Source organism: Acinetobacter sp. OYA S30 (genome assembly GCF_033599315.1).
GTDB classification, from domain to species: domain Bacteria; phylum Pseudomonadota; class Gammaproteobacteria; order Pseudomonadales; family Moraxellaceae; genus Acinetobacter; species Acinetobacter baumannii.
On the sequence record NZ_JAWVAV010000009.1, the window covers coordinates 38,156 to 62,384 of the forward strand.

23 protein-coding genes are annotated in these 24,229 nt (G+C 37.3%); 11 read left to right on the forward strand and 12 right to left on the reverse strand.

The features are described 5' to 3' along the window. Positions 1-22: 22 nt before the first annotated feature. The 3 genes from R5R67_RS06720 to R5R67_RS06730 form a co-directional block, all read right to left on the reverse strand. On the reverse strand, positions 23-1,294 hold the full coding sequence (locus tag R5R67_RS06720) for a Glu/Leu/Phe/Val family dehydrogenase (protein ID WP_001281781.1): 1,272 nt from the start codon (positions 1,292-1,294) through the stop codon (positions 23-25). A 1,035-nt stretch (positions 1,295-2,329) separates the two neighbouring features. After that, positions 2,330-3,763 (reverse strand): amino acid permease, encoded by a 1,434-nt coding sequence (locus R5R67_RS06725; RefSeq protein WP_001191140.1) that lies wholly within the window; start codon positions 3,761-3,763, stop codon positions 2,330-2,332. A gap of 413 nt (positions 3,764-4,176) precedes the next feature. Further along, complete coding sequence (locus tag R5R67_RS06730) at positions 4,177-5,454, reverse strand: hypothetical protein (protein WP_000360756.1); 1,278 nt, start codon at positions 5,452-5,454, stop codon at positions 4,177-4,179. A gap of 127 nt (positions 5,455-5,581) precedes the next feature. Here R5R67_RS06730 and R5R67_RS06735 point away from each other — a divergent pair, with 127 nt between their 5' ends. Together R5R67_RS06735 and R5R67_RS06740 are read left to right on the forward strand one after the other, a co-directional pair. Further along, positions 5,582-6,376, forward strand: a complete 795-nt coding sequence (locus tag R5R67_RS06735) for a class I SAM-dependent methyltransferase (RefSeq protein WP_000194479.1) — start codon at positions 5,582-5,584, stop codon at positions 6,374-6,376. A gap of 15 nt (positions 6,377-6,391) precedes the next feature. Beyond that, positions 6,392-6,925, forward strand: coding sequence for a hypothetical protein (locus R5R67_RS06740; RefSeq protein ID WP_000915015.1), 534 nt, complete (start codon positions 6,392-6,394; stop codon positions 6,923-6,925). Positions 6,926-6,974: 49 nt separating this feature from the next. Here the strand turns inward: R5R67_RS06740 and R5R67_RS06745 are convergent, their stop codons facing one another. Both R5R67_RS06745 and R5R67_RS06750 read right to left on the reverse strand, forming a co-directional pair. Next, the gene (locus tag R5R67_RS06745) at positions 6,975-7,538 is read right to left on the reverse strand and encodes a hypothetical protein (protein ID WP_000744750.1); all 564 of its coding nucleotides are present in this window, start codon (positions 7,536-7,538) and stop codon (positions 6,975-6,977) included. Between the two features lie 139 nt (positions 7,539-7,677). Then, a complete protein-coding gene (locus tag R5R67_RS06750; protein WP_000118035.1) occupies positions 7,678-8,145 on the reverse strand; it encodes a Holliday junction resolvase-like protein in 468 nt (155 codons plus the stop codon). Positions 8,146-8,303: 158 nt separating this feature from the next. Between R5R67_RS06750 and R5R67_RS06755 the strand changes: the two genes are divergently transcribed. From R5R67_RS06755 to yccS, 4 genes are all read left to right on the forward strand, one after another. Beyond that, the gene (locus R5R67_RS06755; protein ID WP_000849145.1) at positions 8,304-8,948 is read left to right on the forward strand and encodes a ParA family protein; all 645 of its coding nucleotides are present in this window, start codon (positions 8,304-8,306) and stop codon (positions 8,946-8,948) included. A gap of 122 nt (positions 8,949-9,070) precedes the next feature. Further along, positions 9,071-10,189 (forward strand): AI-2E family transporter, encoded by a 1,119-nt coding sequence (locus tag R5R67_RS06760; RefSeq protein ID WP_000553809.1) that lies wholly within the window; start codon positions 9,071-9,073, stop codon positions 10,187-10,189. A 115-nt stretch (positions 10,190-10,304) separates the two neighbouring features. Continuing rightward, positions 10,305-10,880, forward strand: a complete 576-nt coding sequence (gene sodC / locus R5R67_RS06765; RefSeq protein ID WP_001143885.1) for a superoxide dismutase family protein — start codon at positions 10,305-10,307, stop codon at positions 10,878-10,880. A 192-nt stretch (positions 10,881-11,072) separates the two neighbouring features. Then, positions 11,073-13,223 carry a YccS family putative transporter gene (yccS, locus tag R5R67_RS06770; RefSeq protein WP_001061817.1) on the forward strand — a complete coding sequence of 717 codons (2,151 nt, stop codon included), beginning with the start codon at positions 11,073-11,075 and terminating at the stop codon, positions 13,221-13,223. Positions 13,224-13,259: 36 nt separating this feature from the next. Here the strand turns inward: yccS and R5R67_RS06775 are convergent, their stop codons facing one another. Both R5R67_RS06775 and R5R67_RS06780 read right to left on the reverse strand, forming a co-directional pair. Further along, positions 13,260-14,489 (reverse strand): MFS transporter, encoded by a 1,230-nt coding sequence (locus tag R5R67_RS06775; protein ID WP_000790115.1) that lies wholly within the window; start codon positions 14,487-14,489, stop codon positions 13,260-13,262. 369 nt (positions 14,490-14,858) lie between these two features. Next, positions 14,859-15,224, reverse strand: coding sequence for a hypothetical protein (locus R5R67_RS06780; RefSeq protein WP_000719498.1), 366 nt, complete (start codon positions 15,222-15,224; stop codon positions 14,859-14,861). A gap of 224 nt (positions 15,225-15,448) precedes the next feature. Between R5R67_RS06780 and R5R67_RS06785 the strand changes: the two genes are divergently transcribed. Together R5R67_RS06785 and R5R67_RS06790 are read left to right on the forward strand one after the other, a co-directional pair. Beyond that, positions 15,449-16,036, forward strand: coding sequence for an NAD(P)H-dependent oxidoreductase (locus R5R67_RS06785; RefSeq protein WP_000065461.1), 588 nt, complete (start codon positions 15,449-15,451; stop codon positions 16,034-16,036). A 13-nt stretch (positions 16,037-16,049) separates the two neighbouring features. Next, on the forward strand, positions 16,050-16,364 hold the full coding sequence (locus R5R67_RS06790; RefSeq protein ID WP_000955559.1) for a putative quinol monooxygenase: 315 nt from the start codon (positions 16,050-16,052) through the stop codon (positions 16,362-16,364). A gap of 45 nt (positions 16,365-16,409) precedes the next feature. Here R5R67_RS06790 and R5R67_RS06795 read toward each other — a convergent pair whose 3' ends face one another. Both R5R67_RS06795 and R5R67_RS06800 read right to left on the reverse strand, forming a co-directional pair. Beyond that, a complete protein-coding gene (locus R5R67_RS06795) occupies positions 16,410-16,778 on the reverse strand; it encodes a hypothetical protein (protein WP_001189305.1) in 369 nt (122 codons plus the stop codon). A 95-nt stretch (positions 16,779-16,873) separates the two neighbouring features. Continuing rightward, positions 16,874-18,283, reverse strand: coding sequence for an FAD-binding oxidoreductase (locus tag R5R67_RS06800; RefSeq protein WP_000993504.1), 1,410 nt, complete (start codon positions 18,281-18,283; stop codon positions 16,874-16,876). Positions 18,284-18,662: 379 nt separating this feature from the next. Here R5R67_RS06800 and serA point away from each other — a divergent pair, with 379 nt between their 5' ends. The 3 genes from serA (at position 18,663) to R5R67_RS06815 (ending at position 21,828) form a co-directional block, all read left to right on the forward strand. Then, positions 18,663-19,895 (forward strand): phosphoglycerate dehydrogenase, encoded by a 1,233-nt coding sequence (gene serA / locus R5R67_RS06805; RefSeq protein WP_000077814.1) that lies wholly within the window; start codon positions 18,663-18,665, stop codon positions 19,893-19,895. 98 nt (positions 19,896-19,993) lie between these two features. Beyond that, positions 19,994-20,878, forward strand: a complete 885-nt coding sequence (locus R5R67_RS06810) for an EamA family transporter (RefSeq protein ID WP_000099319.1) — start codon at positions 19,994-19,996, stop codon at positions 20,876-20,878. A gap of 89 nt (positions 20,879-20,967) precedes the next feature. Continuing rightward, complete coding sequence (locus tag R5R67_RS06815; RefSeq protein ID WP_001180515.1) at positions 20,968-21,828, forward strand: EamA family transporter; 861 nt, start codon at positions 20,968-20,970, stop codon at positions 21,826-21,828. 7 nt (positions 21,829-21,835) lie between these two features. On the opposite strand, the gene R5R67_RS06820 is transcribed toward R5R67_RS06815, so the two are convergent. The 3 genes from R5R67_RS06820 to truB form a co-directional block, all read right to left on the reverse strand. After that, positions 21,836-22,279: a hemerythrin domain-containing protein gene (locus R5R67_RS06820; protein ID WP_001019905.1), complete on the reverse strand. Its 444-nt coding sequence runs from the start codon at positions 22,277-22,279 to the stop codon at positions 21,836-21,838. Positions 22,280-22,488: 209 nt separating this feature from the next. Continuing rightward, complete coding sequence (locus R5R67_RS06825) at positions 22,489-23,265, reverse strand: sulfite exporter TauE/SafE family protein (protein WP_000525222.1); 777 nt, start codon at positions 23,263-23,265, stop codon at positions 22,489-22,491. A gap of 19 nt (positions 23,266-23,284) precedes the next feature. Next, positions 23,285-24,190: a tRNA pseudouridine(55) synthase TruB gene (gene truB, locus R5R67_RS06830; protein ID WP_000208693.1), complete on the reverse strand. Its 906-nt coding sequence runs from the start codon at positions 24,188-24,190 to the stop codon at positions 23,285-23,287. Positions 24,191-24,229: the final 39 nt, after the last annotated feature.

Sequence of the window (24,229 nt, forward strand, 5' to 3'; positions counted from 1 at the left end):
CCTAAAAGGTAGTTTCCGCAGATTATCCTGGGAAAATACCGCGTTCTTTACGAGCTTTTAAGATACGCTCACATGCCAAGATGTAAGCTGCTGTACGTAAAGTACAAGCATTCTTGTTCGCTGTATTCCAAACGTCATCCATTGCTTGAACCATCAACTTGTCTAAACGCTCGTTGATTTCTTCTTCGCTCCAGAAATAGCTCGCCATGTCTTGAACCCATTCGAAGTAACTTACAGTTACACCGCCTGCGTTACATACAACGTCAGGAACTACAACAATGCCACGCTCAACCAATACATCTTCAGCTTTAGGATAAGTCGGGCCGTTCGCGCCTTCTAAAATCAACTTAGCTTTAAGTTTTTCAGCACGCTCAACTGTAATTTGGCCTTCTAATGCAGCAGGAATAATGATGTCTACTTCTGCAGTCCAGAAATCTTCATCTGCAATTGCTTGTGCACCAGCAAAACCACCAACACCTTGGTTTGCATTTACGTGATCACGTAGCGCAACAAGATCAATACCATCAGCATTGAAAATTGTGCCTGTGTGGTCTTGAACGTGAGTGATTTTTGCTTTTGATTCAACAAATAAGAAAGCAGCTTCACTACCTACGTTACCAAAACCTTGAACAGCAACTTTCGCGCCTTCAATTGGTAAGTTGATTTTTGCAGCAACTTCACGACCAGTAACGAATACACCGCGACCAGTTGCTTTCACACGACCTAAAGAACCGCCTAAGTGAACTGGTTTACCAGTTACAACACCCGTCACTGTGTGACCTTGGCTAGTAGAGTAAGTATCCATCATCCAACCCATAATATTGGCATTTGTACCAACGTCTGGAGCAGGAATATCTTTTTGAGGTCCGATAATGTGACCAATTTCAGTCGTATAACGGCGAGTTAAACGCTCTAACTCACGATTTGATAATTTACGTGGGTCAACACGGATACCACCTTTTGCACCACCAAATGGCAAGTTCAAAACAGCAGTTTTAATTGTCATCCATGCAGACAATGCCATCACTTCATTTAAGTCAACATTTGGATGGTAACGAACACCACCTTTACCAGGACCACGAGACAAGTTGTGTTGTACACGGTAGCCTTCAAAGTGCTGGATTGAACCGTCGTCCATTACAATTGGCACGTCCACAATAAGCGCACGCTTAGGACGTTTTAATGTATCGATATAATCAGCTAAATGTTCTAAGTATGGCGCTACACGGTCAATTTGAGCCAAGTAAGTTTGCCATGCATCGCTATGTTCGTTTACGTATGAAAGATCTGACATCTTTTTTCCTATCTACCTACACAGACTCAGATGTGATAAATCTGCAGTCTTTATTATTCAGCAACCAAAACCTTGCAATAACAATGTTTTGATTTATTTATAAAATCTTCAGCTCTTCTAAAGCTTTAGACCTTTTAAATTCCATCTTGTGATATCAAAAGTACGATTTACTTTTATATATCGATATCTTTTACAATATTCTTTTGCCTCATCTGCCATTTATAAAAAGTCTTTATAAAAGCAAAAGTTCCACCGCAACCAACTCAAATAAGTCGACTGGAAATAAGTACAAAAGAGGTGACATAACCGTTTGGGAGTTAAAAAGAACTAGGGTTCATGAAACAAAAAAACCATAAGTCCCTAAAATTATTTTTGACTAATCGATAGATCCCTCCATTAGTCTTTTTAAATAAAAATTGTTCAGTAATACTGCAAGTTTCACATCACTACTCAAGCGAGTTAATCAAGCCTTCATATAGACATAAAATCTTTAAGTAAATATAGCACAGAGCAAGTTAATTTAGAACATTTTAAAATAAACAAGCAGAGAAAAAATAATCAATTTTCTCTATTTTTTATAATAAAAAAGTAACCAGACCTAAAAAAACACTACACTATAATAATTTTATTTTATGGAAATTAAAAAAATATTAAAATTAAAAATGATTAAAAAATTATCATTTAATAACAATTACTTAATTAACAAAAATTTTCAAAAAATTCTTAAAATTTCTATAAATTTTCATAATATTTATTCAGTTTCTCTAATTCAAAACAAAGATATATAAATATTTAAACAATCTCTTTATTAAATAACCATGATAAACATATACTTATTTAAAAACTTATAATAATTAGCTATTAATAATATTCCGATAAGTGGTTAATTTATGTGTCAATATTTGCTTTTATTATCAAAACAAAAAAAACATTTTCAAAAAAAATATATAAAACTCACTTTAAAGCTCAAGTTACGCCCATGAAAAAAGGCCCCATAAGGAGCCTTCAATCAACACAACCAAGTAAGCAAAAGACTTAGTTTTGAGCTATATCTTTTTTACGATAAAAGATGAAATAGCTGACATAGCATAGCAAGATAAAAATAATGCAGCAGATAAAGCCCACTTGCATAGATGGATCAAATACCATACTGATACAAGTAACTATACAGAATAGCCCACCCACGATTGGTGTCAATGGAAACAATGGTGCGGCGAAACGTAGATCTTTTACTGTTTTTCCTGACTTATACCACTGTCTACGGAAGTTAAATTGCGAAATACAAATTGCAATCCAAACAACAACCATTGTAAAAGCAGCAACACCCAACAAATTTTTAAAAATTGTTTCTGGCGCAAATTGTTCTGAAAGCAATCCCGGAATAGCACCAAACATTGTCACAATAATGGCAATAATAGGTGTTCCAGACGGCGTGAGTTTCGCAAAAATTTTAGGTAATTGATTTTTTGCTGAAAGCGACCACATCATACGTGATGCAGCAAATAGACCCGAGTTAGCAGCTGAAAGTAAAGCCGTAATAATTACGAAACGGATAATATCCTCTGCATACGGAATACCAATGTAATTAAATACAGTCACAAATGGGCTACTGCTCACATCATTTGCACTAAGACCTGCTAGGTGGTATGGCAATAGTGAGCTAATCACTACAATCGTACCAACAAAGAAAATTAATAAGCGCCAAATAGCCGCATTAATAGCCTTAGGAACTGTTTTTGCTGGATTCTCTGCTTCGCCAGCTGCTACCCCAATTAATTCTGTGCCAGAAAAAGCAAAATTAACGATAAGCATAGTGGCAAAAATTGGGAAAAGACCATTTGGAAACCAACCATGAGCAGTCAAATTACTGAACAATGGTGCTGTTTCATGCCCCTGATAAGGAATAAAGCCGAAAATTGCAAGCAGCCCCAAACCAATAAAACAGATAATGGTGATTACTTTTACAAGCGCCAACCAAAATTCAGACTCTGCAAATAAGCGGGTTGAACTTACATTAAGAAAGAAAACCAAGGCGCCAAAGAAAAGAGTCCAAGCCCACACCGAGGTAGATGGAAACCACTCCTGAACCAACAAGGCCGCAGCGGTAAACTCAGTCCCCAAAGTTGCAGTCCAAGTCAGCCAATATAGCCAAGTAATCATATACCCCGTACCTGGACCGATATAACGCCGTGCGTATTCACCAAAAGAGCCAGACTCAGGGACATGAACCGCTAGCTCACCGAGACACAGCATAACGGTATAGGCAATTAAACCGCCCAAGAAATAAGAGATAATTGCGCCAATTGGACCTGCTTGAGAGATTACGTCGCCAGACCCAAGAAAAAGACCTGTACCTATGGCACCGCCAAGGGAGATCATCACCAAATGTCGAGTACTCATTGCTCGTTTCAAAGGTGCAGAACTTCCATGTTGCGATGCATCATTATTCCGATAATTTAATGATTGCATATAAAAAACTGTAACGACAATTTAGTAAAAAATCATTTTAGGATAAAAAAATAAATATGCAATTATCTTTGAATAGTGGAGTTATTTTAAGCAATATTTTGCCAACCAAATAAAATATATTTTAAAAACAAACAATTAATAATTATTAGGATAATTATTGTATTTTAATTAATCTTACATCATTTCTTTAATTTATATAAATTAAAAAATCATACTTTTTAAAATATAATAATTTTTCACTTAATTCCCCATGCCTACTTTTAGCTTTATCTTTATTTAAAAATTAGAGATACTATTTATTTAAATAATGACTTTTAATTTTATATACAAATAAATTGATAAAAAAATATTTTTTAAGCAAAAAATAAAGCTCAAATCTCAAGATTTGAGCTTTATTTAATCGAGGAAATGACTTAGTAGCTGGTCAATACAAACTGTTGAGATGGCTGAACAGAACCTTCAACGTAATCACAAACACCTTGTTCATCACAATTTAAATTTAATTGCTTGTAGCTTAACGCAAAGAAATCAGAATATTGTTTAATGACAAACGGACTCATATCCGAAGTGAGTGCGTCACCCTGTTTAAACAATTTAATAATTTTTCGGTCATTCATCCCTAACAAATAAAGTTCATTATTTAATTCAATCTGAACAACCCCAGTGTGCTCTGCCACAATCGGAATCAAATATGAAGGGTTTGCCAACACTACATCTACAGCATAGGTTTCAAGCTTTAGATTAATCAAATTAAATACTAGTATTGCCTCAAATTGATTTTTAAAACCTTTTTTAGGGTTTTCAGCTTGCTGGCTATACTGAATTTTAATTCCAAGCTTCTGAAAATCTTGCTCTGTAGCTTGCTTTGTTTTAATAAGACTACGTGAGACCGCTTGCTTAAGCGCATTGTCTAAATAACGTTCATCTAACTGAAAGTCATTTTGACGCAATATTTTCAATAACATGCTGTCATGGTATGTCAGCACATTTGCAAGAACATTACGATAATAGAACTTACTTTGTTTTTTGATTTTACGAACTTGTTGATAGAAATACGTTTCATCAAATTCATGCTCAATAAAATCATGTAAAAGGCTTGAGCTTGCCAATACAGATAAAGCTTCATGTCCTGTAAAAGGCAAATGAATTGTATGTAAACTTGGTAAGATCTCTTTTATTTTTAAGTAATGTTCGCGATCAATTGAAAAGTAAGGGTCATAAACAATAATGTATTCACGACTTGCATCTACATCTTGCGGCTGAATTTGCATGTCTTTATTCGCGACAGCATCGAAAAACTCAGCATAGCGTCGGTCTTCAACTTGTTCAGGGTCAATTGAATACTGAGGCACAAATGCAATGATTCGATTCATATTTAATAAATTCGAATATTTAATTGCTGCATAGCCGCCCATTGAGCCGCCATAACCTACAATATTTTTAAAACGCTGAATAATAGGCAAAATGACTTTTGCCAGCTCAACCATACTGGCCTTTGGGAACCATGATTTTTGTTTTGGCATCACCCCAATAACACTGTATTGGTACTTTATTAGAGACTTTTCAGCATTGATAGATAAGCCACTCGCCCGGGTAATCAAATCGCCAAAAGAGAGAACTAATGTATTAGAATCGCCTTGTAAAAAAATGGCTCTAATGTGTTCGTCTTCAAAAATAATTTGCTTATCCATGCTCACACCGAAAGAAAATTTACTCCCACATACATCGTCAAAAATGAAACAAAATAGGTGTTTTGCCAATTTATGATTGCGGAGTATCTTATTTTATAGATGCCAGTCAGATTAAAAAGCGCAAAATATGACACAATCCTTACATCCTACCGCTCAAAAAGGCTTCAGCTCTGCTGCTGAGCTTTATCAGCAAGTTAGACCAAATTATCCCGTAGAAATAGTAAGTTGGCTACAAGATCGGCTCCAAATCCATGAAAATTCTACTGTTATCGATCTTGGATCGGGTACTGGCAAATTCTTACCTTACTTAAAACAAACACATGCCAATATTACTGCAGTAGAGCCAATTGGCGAGATGTTACAACAGCTTCAGCAAGCCTATCCTGATATTAAAACTTTACAAGCCTTTAGCCACAATATTCCGGTAAATGACCAACAGATTGATGCTGTCATTTGTGCCCAATCTTTTCATTGGTTTGACAACATAGAAACATTGACCGAAATCCATCGGGTATTAAAACCTCAAGGACATTTAGGACTTGTTTGGAACCAGCGCGATGAAGGTACAGACTGGGTAAAAGCTTTAGCGGATTTTCTACTACCGCTTGAAGGTGATACACCTCGTTACCATAGTGAAAGGTGGAAAAAGGTTTTTGAAGAGCAAAATTTATTTACTTTTGACAATTTAAATACTTTTTCGCAATCGCAGCATGGTACTGTCGAACAAGTGGTGAGTAAGCGGTTACTTTCAACAAGTTTTATTGCAGCAATGACTGAAAAAGATCAACTACAGCTCAAAGCTCAGTTTGAAAAAATTGTTTATGATTTTACTGGGTTAGGCCCACAAGATCAGATTGATTTTCCATATGTCACATATGCATATCATTTTCAAAAAAGTACGTCGTCAAATCATAGAGAATAGGTTCGGTTGAAAGCTATGTTAAAAAAAACGCCTCATATCATCTTAATGTCTTTGCTCAGCTCTAGCCTATTATTGACGGCTTGTAAAAAAGCAGATGAGCCAGCAAAGACTGAACAATCTCATACAAGTTCATCTACCGATCAGGTCTTAGAAAAACTCAATGAAAGACCAGTGAAGAAATTCCCAGCTACCGCGGATGACGCTCATGATATTGCACTACTAGAAGATTACGATCACCGCTTTACTGAAATGAGTGATGAAATGGAAACTGAGCTAGAAAAAATGCATGAGGCAGGTACGCTCACCACAGAATTTGAACAAAAACGTACGCTTGATAATGTGCGCTCAGCATTGACCATGCTAAAAGACCTCGATTTAAAAACTGAACAAGGTCGTTATATTCAAGGCTTACTCTATCAATATTGGGAAAACCAAGAAAAGAACTTTAGTGATAAGCAGGCAAGTAAAGATGAGCAGGTCAAACAGCTTGCTGACTATTTACAAGCACAAAATCAGTTAAAATACTGGAAAGCCTCACAGCAGCATTAATTTAACTGCATGCAATAAAAAGCCTTCTTATAAAGAAGGCTTTTTTAATTTAAATATTTTGTTTTTCAACCCAGTGAATGGATTGAACACGGAAGAGTTCACATGCACCATCGCCGGTATCAGTTGGGGTCAAAGATGACTTCCAAACTAAATCTTTATCTTTGATTTCAACCAGATCACCTTTTAAATAAACCAAATCACCACGTTTAACTTGCTTAATTTGTTGGGCGATTTCAGGGTTTGCAGGAATAATGTGCATATTCGATACCATCTGCATCGCTTGCTCAGCTGGTACAGGTAGTTTTGCTATTTTCCAGTTTAAATAGCGGTCATATTGTTTCACTGAAATATGTCGCGCGATTTCAGGTTGAGCAAATAAACCCCAACTTACCGCATAATCAATCGGTGAAAATTTGGCTTGCTCATCATTGTGATAAATTTTTGAACCTAAAATCCTAAAATTTCCCTGAAATGGTTGTAATACAGAAATTGATTGATCTTTTTCAACTGGAAGCAAGCCATTGGCAATATTATATTCACTCGAGGTTGATGCAAATGCTGAACCCATGCCTAAAGTCGCCAGCAAAGCTATCATCAAACGTTGTTTTTTCATCGCTTTATACCTCAAATATTGCTAGATCAAATTCATTAGATCTTCGTTTTATGGTAGCTCTAAGGTATGAAAAAAATATCGGAATTTAGTAACAATACAGATCAATTTCGTCTATTTTTGTGCCTAATTAAATAGATTATTAATCTTCAAAATCTATTCTTAAAGTTTCAAAACGAACTTTCCCTTCCTTAATTGCCTGAGCAATTGCTTGCTGCCCCTTTGTTAAACGTGCCCCTCCACTTTTTACATCCAGCAAAATAATTTGAATATCATCGGCAGTTCCGTCTCCATCTCGAAAATCGGTATAGCCATCGAAAATAATATAATCAACCGGGTCGCCCATAAACTTGGCATCACTTGGCAAATACTGAAACTCCGGCAAGACTGGCGCAAATTGTTCTGCCATTTTTCCTTTTAATACGGCGCGGCTCGTATTCACACTTCTCTTTTGTGCTTGGGCAAGGGCTTGTTGATGCTCAAGCTCCAACTCGGCAATATATTGCTCGTATTCAGCCTTGATTCGGCCATTACGGGTATTTGATAAAATAAGCGTCGTGATAATAATACCAATACCAGCACCAATAAGCATGGCCAGCCATACGGACATAAATTTTCCTTAACAAATACACATCATCGCGATAGATGAGCAATCATATCTAAAATTAGGGAGTAGCTTAAACTTTTGTCAAAGGCAGTCATCTACTTCACATAAAAAGATGCTAAGGTATAAGTAGAACAAGTGTGCTGCTGAATATAACTGAATTTATGAAAACGATACTTATTGCAAATCAAAAGGGCGGATGCGGAAAAACCATGACAGCCATTACGTTGGCAACAGCTTTGGCACAAAAAGGATATAAAGTAGCATTGGCAGATTCTGACAACCAGAAATCTTCCTTACAATGGTTAAAGCAACGTCCAGATAACGTAGCTGTAATTCAAAGCCTCGACTGGCGTCAAGAAAAATCAATTGGTGATGCACCTAAAAATTTAGACTATTTAATTATTGATGCACCGGGTGCCCTTTCAGGTGATCATGCTGAACAATTAGTCAGCGAAGCCCATGCGATTATTACTCCACTTCAGCCTTCATTTTTCGATATCGACAGTACACGACGTTTTCTCAAGCATTTGCAGGATATTAAACGTATTCGTAAAGGTAAAGTACAAATTTTACTACTTGCAAACCGAGTTAAACCGAACAGCGCCAGCTCAAAAGATATTCAGCAATTTTTTGAAAAAATCGAACATGAACCTATTGCATGGATTGCAGAGCGTAGTGCTTATGGCAGTTTAGCAATGCAAGGTCTAAGTGTATTTGATAAACCACAAAAGAACTTTATTGCAATTCAAAGCCAGTGGCAGCCTCTTTTAAATAAACTGATTGAAGATAAATCTGAGTGGTTCTAAAACCATCTCTTTATTTTAGGTGGGCAAGATGCAGAAATGAGCACGCCTGCCTAAAATTTGTCTCAGGTCATTTTTCAGTTAATATGACCTTATTCTATTTTAAAAATTAGAGAATTTTGTTCGTGCATCCATACGCTCCTACTTTACAGCGCGTTTTATTGTTTGGGCTGTTTTTTATCCTGATCTTTTTAGGATTTAACATCCTGAAGTACTTTATTGTACCTGTACTTTGGGCTGCCATTATTGCCTACATGACTTGGCCGATTTATTTAAGAATTCAGCATTTTTTTGGTGAAAACCGAAATAATTTAAATGCTACAGTTATGATTAGCTTAGTCATTTTAATTGTTGGTGTGCCATTTACATGTGCTATTTTTATTCTACAACATGAAGGCCGAAACCTTTATTTTGATTTACAGCGTCAAGTCTTTTCAGGTCATTTAAGCGTTCCCGATTTTATTCGTAATCTTCCGTTTATTGGTAAAGAAATATCTCGCACACTCAACGAAATTAACACAGACCCTAATAGTACTATTCAAAATATTGCAGCTTGGGTACAAAGCCATTTAAGTTATGGGCGTGTGTTATTAAATGAAATTAGTAAAAATATCGTCAAACTTTGTTTTGCAATTTTAAGTCTTTTCTTCTTTTATCGTGATGGTCACACGATCTTAACCCAAGTGAGTAAAGCCTTGGAAATGGTGATTGGGCCACGTATTCATCATTATCTCGACACAATTTCAGAAACAACACGTGCCGTTGTGTATGGCGTGGGTTTAACTGCAATTGCTCAAGCAGTACTGGCTGGATTAAGTTATTTTGTCGCTGGTGTACCTAACCCAATGGTTCTCACCATTGCAACGTTCTTATTAGCCCTAATTCCGTTTGGTACTCCTGTTTCTTACTTAGGCGTTGGACTATGGTTGTTTTCTCAAGGTCAAACCATGGAAGCTATTGGCGTCATCTTATGGGGTGTGCTTATTGTAAGTAGTTCAGACAACGTGATCCGTCCACTTGTAATCTCTGGTGCGACTCAAATTCCGTTTTTATTGATTATGTTCGGTGTATTGGGTGGTATTGCAAGTTTTGGTTTAGTTGGTCTATTTATTGGCCCTGTTATTTTAGCTGTTTTATTAGCGATTTGGCGTGAATGGCTTCATGAGACGATTGACCCTGAACCCATGCCAAAAACAACCATGATTTATGATTCAGATGATGATTTACCACCATCTAAAAACTAAGCTAATGATTTAAAAATATTTCAAGATACAAAGTGACTATTTAAATTAACTTGTAGGGTTCACGCACCTTTGCTTGAATAAAAAAATCAGATTTATAGTTATAAGGATATCTATAATGCCAGTATTTAATAAAATTGGTGCAGTATGTGCACTGACAGCTTTATTAACGGTCGGTTGTAGCACGGTAAGTAAGACTGTATCTGATACAGCCCATGCACTTACCACAATGCATACTAAAAAAGTGGTGGATGTTAATGAAGTGACAGCCAATGGTATAGGTAAAAAAATTGGTACGATTAGCTTTCAAGATAGTGATAAGGGCTTAATCATTACCCCTGCTTTAGCAGATTTACCAAGTGGTACTCGCGGTTTCCACATTCATGAAAATCCATCTTGTGCCCCTGCTGTTAAAGATGGAAAACCAGGCGCTGCTTTAGCTGCTGGTAGCCACTATAACCCTAACCAAGCCCCACATCATGGTACGCCAACTACCGGGCATTTAGGCGATTTACCAGCATTAGTCGTTGACAATACTGGTGTAGCTACAACTGCTGTTATTGCACCACGTTTAAAACTTGCTGACATTCAAGGTCGCGCTATCATGATCCATGCTGGTGGTGATAACTATTCAGATTCTCCTTTGCCTCTAGGTGGTGGCGGAGCGCGAATCGCATGTGGTGTAATCAAATAAGTGCTATTTTCAAATTGTGGGTATCTAAAAAGATATCCACAATTTAGCTATTTTATTAAGCAACTTAGACTAATTAATTATTATAAAATCTTAAAAAATAAACTGACTTTTTTAGACAAAACGCATAATATTTTTCAAGTAATAAAAATTTAAATACCAATTGTCACGTACCCTCTCATTTAGAAAAAAGCCGTGAATAATCTGACTCAACTATTCAATCGTTTTAAAGCGAATTCAATTTTAATTTATTGCCTGCAAATTTTAATTGTACTCACAGGCACAACTTTAGGTTTACTTTGGTTAGGTCATAATGAGCTGATCGTTCCTGTGACTTTAGGTGCGATTGCTGCTGCACTTACTGATTTTGATGATCGCTTAAGTCTTCGTTTACGCAACCTGCTCTATGTCTGCCTACTCTTTTTTACTGTTAGCACTATTCTTGGTTTTTTAGCACCTTATAGATTTTTATTTATTTTATATCTTTCAATTTCTAGTGCCTGTTTCATTTTATTGGGCGCTTTAGGGCAACGCTACGCTACCATTTCTTTTGGTACGATTTTACTCTCAATTTATAGTATGTTTGGTTTAGGAGAATATGCATACTGGTACCAACAGCCTACTTATTTTGTCTATGGTGCGTTGTGGTACGGCCTAACTTCTATTTTATTTTTTATTCTTAAACCAACACTTCCTTTACAAGATAAACTTTCACAAATTTTTGAAGAAATTTCAGCCTTACTTCAAGCTAAAGCACGGTTGTTCGACCCGGATAATAAAGAAAATGTTGAACAGCTTTTATTTGAGTTATCACTACAAAATACACAAGTTGCGCAAAGTCTTAACCAAATACGCAGCTCTCTGCTGACTCGCCTTAAGGCATCACGAGTCAGTAATAAAAGTATTTACTGGTTAAACTTATACTTTTTTGCGCGAGATATACACGAGCAGGCAACTTCTAATTATTTACACTACGAGCATATCCAACAAAATTTTAGCCGTAGTGATCTCATTTTTCGTTTTCAGAAAAACCTACGCTTACAAGCTCAAGCTTGCCATGATTTAGCCCAATGCATTTTGCATAATCAACAATATCAGTCTTCTCAAGAAAGCCAAATTGGCCTAAACCATTTGGAAAGCTCTTTGAAAGACTGGATACAACAGCATCCACAAAATTTTGAAGTTAAAAATTTAAAGCTGATTTTTAATAATTTAAAAGGAATGCATGAACAATTTGAACAACTTCAATATGCTCAACCGTTTAATGAAACGCTAAGTCAGAACAAGCAAGAACATCTCAATTTACTAGATGATGATATTCAAGGATTTTCAGACCTTGTTTTAAAAATTCGGCAGCAACTGACGCCACAATCGGCCCTATTTAGACATGCAATACGAATTGCGGTTGTGTTTGCCGCAGGTTATGCCATTTCCCTCCTACCTTTTGCCCAACATGGTTACTGGATTTTGCTCACCAGTTTATTTGTTTGCCAAATTACTTACTTTGCAACCAAAAGTCGTTTAAAGCTTAGAACGATTGGGACTTTACTCGGCGTTTTATTGGGTATTCCCATTTTATATTTTGTTCCTAGTATTGAAGGTCAACTCATTCTTACCATTATTTGTGGAGTTAACTTTTTCTACTTACGCCAGAAAAAATATGCTCTGGCAACACTGATGGCAACCTTAATGGTATTGCTCATTTTCAACTTAAAAGGTGCAGGTTACAGCATTATTTTACCTCGCCTAATCGACACCTTATTAGGCTGCTTTATTGCTTGGCTTGCTGTTAATTTTATTTGGCCAGACTGGAACTTCCGTAATATTCCAAACAATATTAAGAAAAGTAGCCAAGCAACTTTCGATTACTTTAATGTGATTGTTGAGCAATATCAGCACGGGAAAAATCAAGACATTGAATATCGTAGAATTCGCCGAGCTGCACATAACGCTCAAATTGAACTGTCGAATATGATTTCAAGCTTAAGTGCCGAGCCCAACCCAAATCCAGAGCTGATTCATTATGCCTTTCGTTATTTGGTTTATAGCCACAGCCAGCTGAGTTATGTCGCAGCATTAGGCAGCCAAAGACAAAAAATTGATGATCAACAGGTATTACAACTCTTACTGGATTGTCAGCAAATTCTTAAACAAAGTTTATTTGAACAAGCGTCGGTTAACTTTAGTTTTCTTGAACAGACTTTAAAGCAAATTCAAAGCTTAATAACTCACGAACATTTTTCAGAAAACTACACACTTGTCTTAAAACAGATGAGTTTATTATTAGAAACCTTGCCTGAACTCTTAAGCTTAAAAGGCAAACTTTTAGAGCATGAAATTAAATAGAATAAAAAATACCGGAATATAAATTCCGGTATTTTTTTAATGTAAGTCTTGTGCAACTCTTTCCTGCATTTCTCGTTTTAAAGCTAAACGTGGTTGAGTAAACCACAAGGCAATAAATGCAAAAGCAGATAAGACAAAAGCCCATAAATGAAATTGGGTGTAGAGGTAACGTACAAACTCAATCATTGCAAAAAAGCTCGTCATCAATAGCATTGAAACAGCAGCAGCTACAGTTCCTTTTGACACTTCAGATGACATGAGTGCAAAACGGTACAGCACTGAGAAGCTAATTCCTTCACCAAAACAAATGAGTGTCATACCTATTAACAAGCAAGGAATTAAATAGGCTTGCCAGACAACACCTAATATTAAAATTAGCGTACCAGTGAGCATAATCGGTAAGCCAATTAAGACAGTTTTACCTAAAGCTAAACGGTCAATAATTTTAATTAAAACAATGTTACCAACAATTAAACCTAAAAATACCGGGAACTGTGCTAAACCATATTGCACGCTCGTTAGCTTCAGTTCATCGACCAAAATAATTGGCGATAATGCAATCCAAAGCATAAGCGGCATACCCACAAGCGGTAAAGCCAACGTTAACCCAAGGAACTGTCGATTGCTAAATACCTTTTTAAAGTCATCAAAAAGATAACTAAAAGGCTGTTTGGTTACACTTACCTTATGACTAGGCATTTGTTTCTTTAAGCCAACCCAGCTCAGCAGTGCAAGTAAAGCAATTGCCACAAAGCCCCAGTGCCATGAAACATAATCAATTAAGAAAGCTCCAAGTACAGGCCCTAGCAAAGGCGCAAGCAATGAAATATTTGCCATGAGGGCCATGACTTTAATCGCATCACGCTCGGCAAAATTTTCCTGAATTGCGGCATATCCCACTGCTGAAATTACGCTTAACCCAATACCTTGTAAAAAACGTAATGTCAGAAAGTGTTCAATTTGTCGCGTTAATAAAATTAAAAAACAGCACAAGGCAAAAAATAAAACACCAGACAAAAGTACTTTTTTACGGCCTAATCGATCTGATAAAGGTCCTAGTAACCATGCAACAGATGCACCACCTAATAAATAAAATGACATTGAAGACGGCGCCCAAGTTGCACTTACACCGAAATCTTCAGTAATTGCCAACATGGCTGGCTGAATCAGGTCATTACCAATATAAACCGCAAATTCAAATAGCACTAAAGCTAAAGGAAACATCAACGTTGTACGGTTCAACGCTGTCGTTTGAATATTTTTCATGAGTTTGTACACTTCAAAATAGCGGCCACTATGTCTCAGCAACTACATATTGAAATAAATAATGTAGTCATGACGATGACAGTATGGTCAGTCAATCTTTAGTTAAGTTGTTATATGCCGTGAGAGTGCATGTTTAGAATGTGAAACACCGTATTCACAAGGTGTCTAAAACGAGAAAAAATGTATGACGTGAGATTCGGTAATTTTTACCATCTGGCATAATTGCCGGATGACACAATATCACTTTTCAAATTGATCATCAATCGGACAATTCCAACAATTTTAAATTCTATATTTTAATGATGACGAACTCATTTTTATATTGTGAATAACCCTAAAGTTATCCACATATTCAATAGAGATTCAGCTTTAAGGACAAGGATTAACTTGAAAGTCTGCTGTTTCCTCGCCTTTTGTACATTGATAACTTTGTTTTTTATTCACGATTTTCCAAACAGTCTGATCTTTTTTTAATAAATACTCAGTACGTGTTTTCGAAACAGCATCTTCACTCGGCTCTGTCTGCAAAATAGTGACTTGAGCATTAGAAGGATCTTCTAAAGCATTCATTTGCTGTGAAATACTTAAATTACTGGCATTATTTAAAAGATTAGGTTGATCGAGTAAAACAGCTTGTATCGGACTGTTCGCTTGAGGTGTAGGTGGATTTGTATTTGGTGTACAAGCACTCAGAATCAACAAATTACACATCATGAGTAAACCAATCTTTTTCATACTCAACTCCACCACAACTTCACCTTGATGCTAAAGTCTACAAATAATTTTTTCCGTTCAACTTTGTAAAGTATTTACCATTAAAATAAAGAAACCAATATGAGGTATCAAACCAAGATTAATGATTTTTAATCAATAATATTTTTCCAATTACTACATTTTTCTTTAAGAGTAAGTTCTCTAAAGTATCGCTCAAGTTTAAGAATTGAATTAGAGTAACTCCCATGAGCAATATTTTAGTTATTAATGGTGCCAAACAATTTGCCCACTCAAATGGTGAATTAAATGACACACTCACGACATTAGCGACGAATCACCTCACTGAACTCGGCCACGAAGTTCAAGTCACTCGTGCAGATAGCGACTACAATGCTGAAGCCGAAGTAGAAAAGTATTTATGGGCAGATGTCGTAATTTATCAAATGCCGGGCTGGTGGATGGGTGCACCGTGGACCGTAAAAAAATATATTGACGATGTATTTACGACAGGTCATGGTTCTCTTTATGCAAACGATGGTCGTAGCCGCTCTGATGCCTCAAAAAAATATGGTTCAGGTGGTTTAATTCATGACAAAAAATATATGTTGTCGCTTACTTGGAATGCGCCAATGGAAGCATTTGACGATGCGGATCAGTTTTTCCATGGCGTGGGTGTAGATGGTGTTTATTTACCATTTCATAAAGCAAATCAGTTCTTAGGTATGAGCACCCTACCAACATTTATTGTAAATGATGTAATTAAAATGCCTGATGTAGATAGTTATGTGGAAGCATACAAAGCACATTTGAACACACTATTTGCAGCAGCCTAACCCGGAGAAAACCATGCTTACTATTATCGCGGAAATTCGTACTCAATCGGGTGGACAGCACCGCCAAAACGTATTGAATGCATTTCAAAAAATCATTCCAACTGTTTTAGCAGAAGATGGTTGCCATGGTTATGAACCTTTAGTTGACCACATTTCAAATGCGAGCTTCCAGAACAAAGACCCTGACATTATTGTGATGTTAGAAAAATGGGAAAGTGTAGCTCATCTTGAAGCACACTTAGCTACACCTCATATGCAAGCGCATCATGAAGCAGTCAAAGATGATGTAGTTGACATCAAAATTAAAATTTTAGAAAGTGGCGTATAATTTAAGAAATAAAAAAAGACGATATATTTATCGTCTTTTTTATGCTTAAGAACAAAGCTGCGTCTGGAAACCTTTAGAACCTTTTCCTCTTGCACATTGGTAGCTCTTTTGCTTATTTTGCAATTGCCACTTTTCATCAACCAATTTAAATAAATATTCCGTCCGAATTGCTGAGACAGAGTCATCCATTAAACCGGTTTGTATAACAGTAATGCGAGAAACTGTTGGAGATTCTACTCGGTTAAATACCTGCTGAACTGAAGTATTGTTATGCTCTTTTACAATCTCGGGTTGCGTTTTAAGTACTTGTTGCATTGGGGTTTCTGAGCCCACAAAAGGAATTAATTTACTTGTGGTTGCACAACCCGTCATAAGTCCAGCACAGAGTGCAGAAATTAAAAATAAACGTTGCATTTTCATCACCAAAAAACAAAAGGCATAGCTTTATGATGCTATGCCTTTGCCGGTTACTCTGTAGAAACTATGTAGTTCTACAAAATAGATCTAATTTAAAGATCGAATAATTTACCCGGATTCATAATACCTTTCGGGTCAAATACTTTTTTCAAAGCTTTCATATATTCGATTTCTTCAGCTGAGCGTGAATATTCCAAATATGGCTTTTTCGTCATACCTACGCCATGCTCGGCAGAGATTGAACCATCGTATTTTTTAACAGTATCAAACACATATTTATTCACGACCTGACACTTCGCAAAGAACTCATCTTTGGTTAAGTTTTCAGGTTTTAAAATATTTAAGTGTAAGTTACCGTCGCCGATATGGCCGAACCAGCAAATTTCAAAGTCAGGATAGTTTTCTTGAACAATTGCATCAATCTCACGAATAAATGCAGGTACGTGAGTAATTAATACTGAAATATCGTTTTTGTATGGAATAAACGGCGCGATTGATTCAGAAATATCTTCGCGTAAACGCCACAAGCTCTCTACTTGGTCAAGGCTCTGGCTCATTACACCATCAAGTACCCAACCTTGTTCCATACAGTGCTCGAAAATCTCCATTGCTTTGTCGATAATCGGTTCGTATGGCGCTTCAAACTCAAGCAATACATAGAATGGACATTGAGTTTCAAATGGACGTTGAACATGCCCACGGTCGAGTACTTTTTGCATTGCAAGCTCACCAAAGAACTCAAATGCAGTTAAGTCGATATCTTTTTGGAAAGCATGTAACACAGGCATTACTGCATCAAAATCAGGAACACCTAAAACTAAAACTTGTAGGTTTTGTGGTTGACGCTCAAGTTTAATTTCTGCTTCAGTCACTAAACCTAATGTACCTTCACCACCAATAAACAAATGCTGTAATGCATATCCAGTTGCATTTTTAATCATGCCTTTGTTTAAACGTAAAATGTCGCCCTTACCCGTCACTACAGTTAAACCGAGTACCCAGTTACGCGTCATGCCATATTTAATGACTTTAATACCACCAGCGTTGGTACCGATATTACCGCCAATCTGACTAGAACCCGCTGACGCAAAGTCAACCGGATAATACATACCCTGCTCTTCTGCATAATTTTGCAATTGCTCAGTCACAACACCAGCTTGTACACGAACCATACGGTCTGCCGGGAAGAACTCAAGAATCTGGTTCATTTTGTCCATGCTAATGACAATTTCACCATTGGTTGCTACAGCACCAGCAGAAAGTCCTGTACGTCCACCTGACGGTGTAATTGCGATATTAAACTGGTTTGCAAGCTTCACAACTTCCTGAACTTGTTCAGTCGTTGATGGAAAAACGATGACCGATGGGTTCGGATTAAAATGCTTGGTATGATCTTTACCCCAGTTTTCGAGACTATCAGCATCGGTTTTAATACGGTTTTCACCGACGATTGCTGTTAATTGGGTGAGTAACTCAGGTGTTAAAGCGACTGGAGCATTCATCGTTTGCAGACCTAGCAAGAAGTAAACTGTGGTGGGACTATGACCTCATATTTCTCTAGGTTTTCACCTGAGCAAAGCCATAATGTTCAAGGAACTCCTATATTCTACATGTAACAGCACAAGCGATAAAGTTCAGAATAGAGATACTGTCACTACAAAACATGTTTAACACCAATAAAACACTTTTTATAAGGCCTTAAAGGAAAATTTGGGCCTAAACGTAGATCAAGCATATTTTGTAATGCTCGACAAGCCATAAATGGAAGTGATTAGACATAGATAAAATTGCCATAAGGCGATGGTATAAACGAAATATCTATAGCGCTGCCCAGTATGTTATTATACCGCCACCAAATTTGGCCTTTGTAGCGGAGCCGTAATGAGCCAACATCTTTCACTACCTAAAGATAAAATCCGTTTCCTTTTGTTAGAAGGCGTTCACCAAAACGCAGTCGATACTTTAAACGCTGCGGGTTATACCAACATTGACTATCGCAAAACTGCTCTTGAAGGCGAAGCGCTTAAAGAAGCAATTAAAGATGCTCACTTTATTGGTATTCGTTCGCGTACCCAATTGACTGAAGAAGTTTTCGAAGCTGCAAATAAATTGATCGCAGTAGGCTGTTTCTGTATCGGAACAAACCAAGTAGATCTTAAAGCAGCGATGGCACGTGGTATTCCTGTATTTAACGCACCGTATTCTAATACGCGTTCGGTTGCAGAACTCGTACTTGCTGAAACTATTCTTCTTCTTCGCCGTGTTCCTGAAAAGTCAGCGGCTTGTCATCGTGGTGGTTGGGACAAATCTGCTGTGGGTTCTTTTGAAACTCGTGGCAAAACTTTAGGTATTGTAGGTTACGGTTCCATCGGTTCTCAACTTTCAGTTCTTGCTGAAAGTATGGGTATGCATGTCATTTATTATGATGCAGTCACTAAATTACCAATGGGTAATGCTCGCCAAGTTGGTTCTTTAGATGAACTTTTAGCAACTGCTGATGTTGTGACTTTGCATGTACCGGATGTTCCGTCTACACGTAACTTCTTCACTAAAGAACAATTTGCAAAAATGAAAGAAGGCGCAATCTTCTTAAATGCTGCACGTGGTACATGTGTAGTGATTGAAGATTTAGCTGATGCAATCAAATCTGGTCACCTTGCAGGTGCGGCAGTTGACGTATTCCCGAAAGAACCAAAAGCAAATGGTGAAGAATTCCAGTCTCCACTTCGTGGTTTAGACAACGTGATCTTGACTCCTCACGTTGGTGGTTCAACAATGGAAGCTCAAGCAAATATCGGTTTAGAAGTAGCAGAGAAATTTGTTGCTTACTCTGATAAGGGTATGACACTTTCTGCGGTAAACTTCCCAGAAATCGCGTTGCCATTGACAGCGGGTCAACACCGTTTACTACACATCCACAAAAACGTACCGGGTGTATTGTCTAAAATCAACAACTTGTTTGCTGAACAAGGCATCAACATTTCTGGTCAGTCACTTATGACTAAAGGCGACATCGGTTACCTTGTAATGGACGTAGATGCTTCTGCTTCTCAAGAAGCTCTAGATATGTTGCATGAAGTTGAGGGCACAATTCGCGTACGCGTATTGTTCTAATACAGACTGTAACTTTAAAAGCCACAGCATTGTCTGTGGCTTTTTTATAGGTATTTACATTATCATGTGAAAAGTATACCAATTGATCAAATAATAAAATGTCCAGTTCAAGCCAGAAATCCCAGCTTCATGCTTTGGGCTTTCTTATTCTTGCCATGTTAAGTGTCCAAAGTAGCGCATCCTTAGCTAAAGTCCTGTTTCAGAACTTTCCTGTACTGACTGTTTCTGCAATGCGTTTATGTATCGGGGCATTTATTTTGGCTTTCATTTTTCAGATCTGGAAAATTAATTTTAGTCAGGTCCGATGGAAAGCTATTTTGAGCTATGGCTTTGCTCTTGCTGGCATGAATGCTCTTTTCTATTTATCGCTTGAACGTTTACCCATTGGTATTGCGGTTGCATTTGAATTTATTGGTCCACTCAGTGTGGCCCTTTACCATGCTAAACAAAAATATGATTTTGTCTGGGTCACTTTCGCAATTATTGGCCTCATTTTATTATTTCCTTTTAACCAAGCACATAGTTTGGACTGGATCGGAGTCCTATTTGCGATGAGCGCGGGTGCTTGTTGGGCCCTATATATTATTGCAGGGCAAAAGCCTTCTGGTATCTCAGGTAACCATACAGTTTGTTTGGGCATGACTGTAGGTGCTTGTATACTTTTACCCATTACTTTTTTCTCAGGCTCGATTGGGCAAGTTATAGAATTACCATACTTTTTTTATTTTATTGGTCTCGCTGTTTTAGCCAGTGCACTTCCATTCTCTTTAGAAATGTTAGCTCTACGCAATTTAACACCTTTAAGTTTTGGAACATTGATGAGCCTAGAACCAGCTGTTGCTGCACTTTCCGGTTTTATCTTCTTAGGTGAATACCTGTTATGGAATCAATGGTTGGCACTCGCCACTATTATTACTGCTTCTGTGGGTTGTACCATAACCACCCAAAGAGCCCGACAACAACGTGAAAAAACAGTAAGTTAATTCTGCAAAACCTACGAGTTGAAACCCAGTATTGACTATAATGAATCACTCTTATTTTTAAATATCAAATGAAGCGTTAAGGTACTTCCATGCAAAATCTTCCAATTATTGCTGTGCTCTATATGATTTTGTCGATGGTTTCGTATCAAATCAGCGCTTCATTTGCCAAGCAACTTATCGCAGCTTTAGATCCACTTACCGTTACTATTTTAAGACTATGTTTTGCAGCAGTGATTGTTGCCGTTATGTTCCGTTCTTGGAAAATCTGGTCTCGTTTACCTTATTTAAAATGGCGTGATTTATTAATGTACTGCGCATCTTTAGGGTTAATGAATATCTTATTTTATACCTCTCTTGGAAAATTACCCCAAGGGATTGCGGTAGGTCTAGAATTTATTGGTCCATTAGGCCTAGCCCTAGTTTCTATCAAACAAAAGAGCGAATATATCTGGGTAGCTTTTGCCATGCTGGGTATTGCACTCATGGTACCTTGGCAAGATCCAACTCAACACCACTTTTCTTACGTAGGTGCAGCCTGTGCTTTAGGCGCAGGGCTTTGCTGGGCATTCTATATTTATTTTGGTCAAAAAGTTGTAACTCAAAATATAGGAATGCATGCCTTAACCATAGGGATTACCGTATCTGCCCTCGCCTTATTACCAATTGGTATTTGGTATAATGGCCCAGCATTACTTGATACACAGTACTGGGGTAAAGCCTTACTTATTGCAGTTTTAGCGACTGCTATTCCCTATGCACTCGACCTAATGGCACTCAAACAACTTAATAAATTAACTTATGGCACCCTAACAAGTTTAGCGCCAGCATTGGCAGCATTAACAGGTTTCTTATTACTTCACGAAGAAATCAGCATGCTGCAATGGGTGGCTTTAGCTTGCGTAATGCTAGCGTCAATTGGGGTTACTTTAAGGAGCAAAACAGCATCATAGGTGTAGCTTATTGCTGTTTTTTATACTTTTTATATTCCTTCAAATATTTATTGCCTAGCGTTTCTTTTTCACTATCTTTAAGAATTTTACCGGCTTGCTGAAAAAATTTATGTTCTTCTTCTTTTAAGTGGTGATGGACTTTTTCGCTCAACTGTTTAGCGGTTGCCAACCAACTTGGGCTACTCATATCCGTTTTTTCAAGTTGCTCGACCAACTCATCCATTTCATGGTGTTCAGATAAAGCATGTCTCGTAATATCCAAACCGACATCATCAAACATTAAAGGGATATATAAATAACGGTCTTCGGCAACTGAGTGAGCATAAAGTTCGTTTTTTAATGCATCAAATAATTCTTTTCGTTCTTCGGTTAAACCATGTGTCTGGATTAATTGTTCAGAAAGGTTGCGTTGATTTTCGTGGCTTTCTCTTAATGCTTCGAAAATATTCATTCTCTTCCTCATTTTTAGTTAAAAAATCTTTTTTATTTCAAGGTTTATCGTACGGCAAAATTTATATTATTTAAGTAGCTTAAAATGAGACTATTTTTTACACAGTTTTCTTTCTAGTAAGTTTCTGTAATGATTTTTATATTTATAGCTTTAAATGATACACAAAAGTATGAACCACTCCTCAGGAACAGTTCATACTTTTATCTTATTTAACCTGTAACAAACATTTGATATCCCAAACGGCAAATCAGGATACTCACCAAAATTAAAAAGATAATACGTACAAAACCACTACCGTATTTAAGCGCGGTACGCACCCCAACAATAGAACCTAGCACGTTAGCTGCTGCCATCATTAAACCAATATGTAAAATAGCGTGCCCAGTTGGGATGAGGAAACTCAGCGCAGCTAAGTTAGTCATAAAATTACCGATTTTTGACAACGCCGAAGCATGTAAAAAATCGACTTGTAAAAAACGAATGAAGAAAAAGATAAAGAAACTACCAGTACCCGGTCCGAAAATACCGTCATAAAAGCCAATCGCCAGACTACCGATACCAGCTAAAACGAGCATTTTCGTAGTAATTTTTTGCTCGGTATGAACCTGTCCGAAGTTCTTTTTAACTAGGGTATAAATCGCAATCACAATCAACATCACGAAAACGAAAGGACGCAATACCGATTGAGGGATAAGCGACAAACAAGCTGCACCTGCGAAAGAACTAATCAAAGCACAAATGGCAATAACGGCTAAAAGCTTCCATTGCAACTTTACTTTTTTAGCAAATGTATAAGCTGCCGATGCCGTACCAAAAATGGATGAGACTTTATTGGTACCAATCACCGTAGCAGTCGACATGTTAGGAAAAGTGCTCATGATCCCGGGAATCTGGATGAGTCCGCCGCCACCAACAGCAGCATCAATTGCTCCCGCAGTAAACGCAAAAAAGATCAAACTAAGGATAACATCCCATTCCATGCCCATGTTTTATACTCTACATCTACTACAAATTTAAGATACGTTTAGGTACCAACCGTTTTTTATCAGTAATTTCAGCTAAACCTAGACAGCGTTCACCCGAAAAAACCAACACTTCTGCTTCTGCAGAATGATCAATATTGCTTTCTAGACCGTTACAAAAATATTTTTCCCGTCCTTCGGGAACCTGAATTTTTAAGAAATGGTCAATTGGAGCATATACGGGCAGTAGCAAAGCTTCTCTTTGCTCTTCCGTTAAGCTTTCCAAATATTCAATGGTATAACTTGGGATGAGTTCAAAATGTCCAGTTTGAATACGGTGAAGCATGGTTAAATGACCACCACAACCAAGTACCTCACCAATATCTTCACCTAGCACACGAATATATGTTCCTTTAGAACAAATTACATCTAAAGTGATACTATTTTCAGTAAATTCAATGAGTTCTAAAGCATAAATCGTAACCGGGCGTGCCTCACGCTCAATCTCTATACCCTTTCTGGCCAGCTCATATAACGGCTTACCTTCTTTTTTTAATGCCGAGTACATCGGTGGAACTTGTTGAATATCGCCCCTAAACTTTTCTAAAGTTTGCTCAATAAGCTCTTTGCTAAGAACCGGGATAGGACGTTCTTGTAAAATATCGCCTTCAACATCGCCTGTTGTTGTAGTTTGGCCTAATCGAACAGTAGTTTGATAACGCTTTGTCGAGTCCAGCAAATAATGTGAGAATTTAGTGGCCTCTCCTAAACAAATAGGTAGTAAACCGGTTGCTAATGGATCTAATGCACCAGTATGACCCGCCTTTTGGGCACGGTAAAGCCAACGCACTTTTTGCAAAGCAGCGTTAGAACTTAGCCCTAATGGTTTATTTAAAAGAAATACACCACTGATATGGCGACGAGAAATTTTTTGATTTTTTGTCGTCATTTTTACTGGAACACAAAGCTAGAGAAAAGTGCCGACATG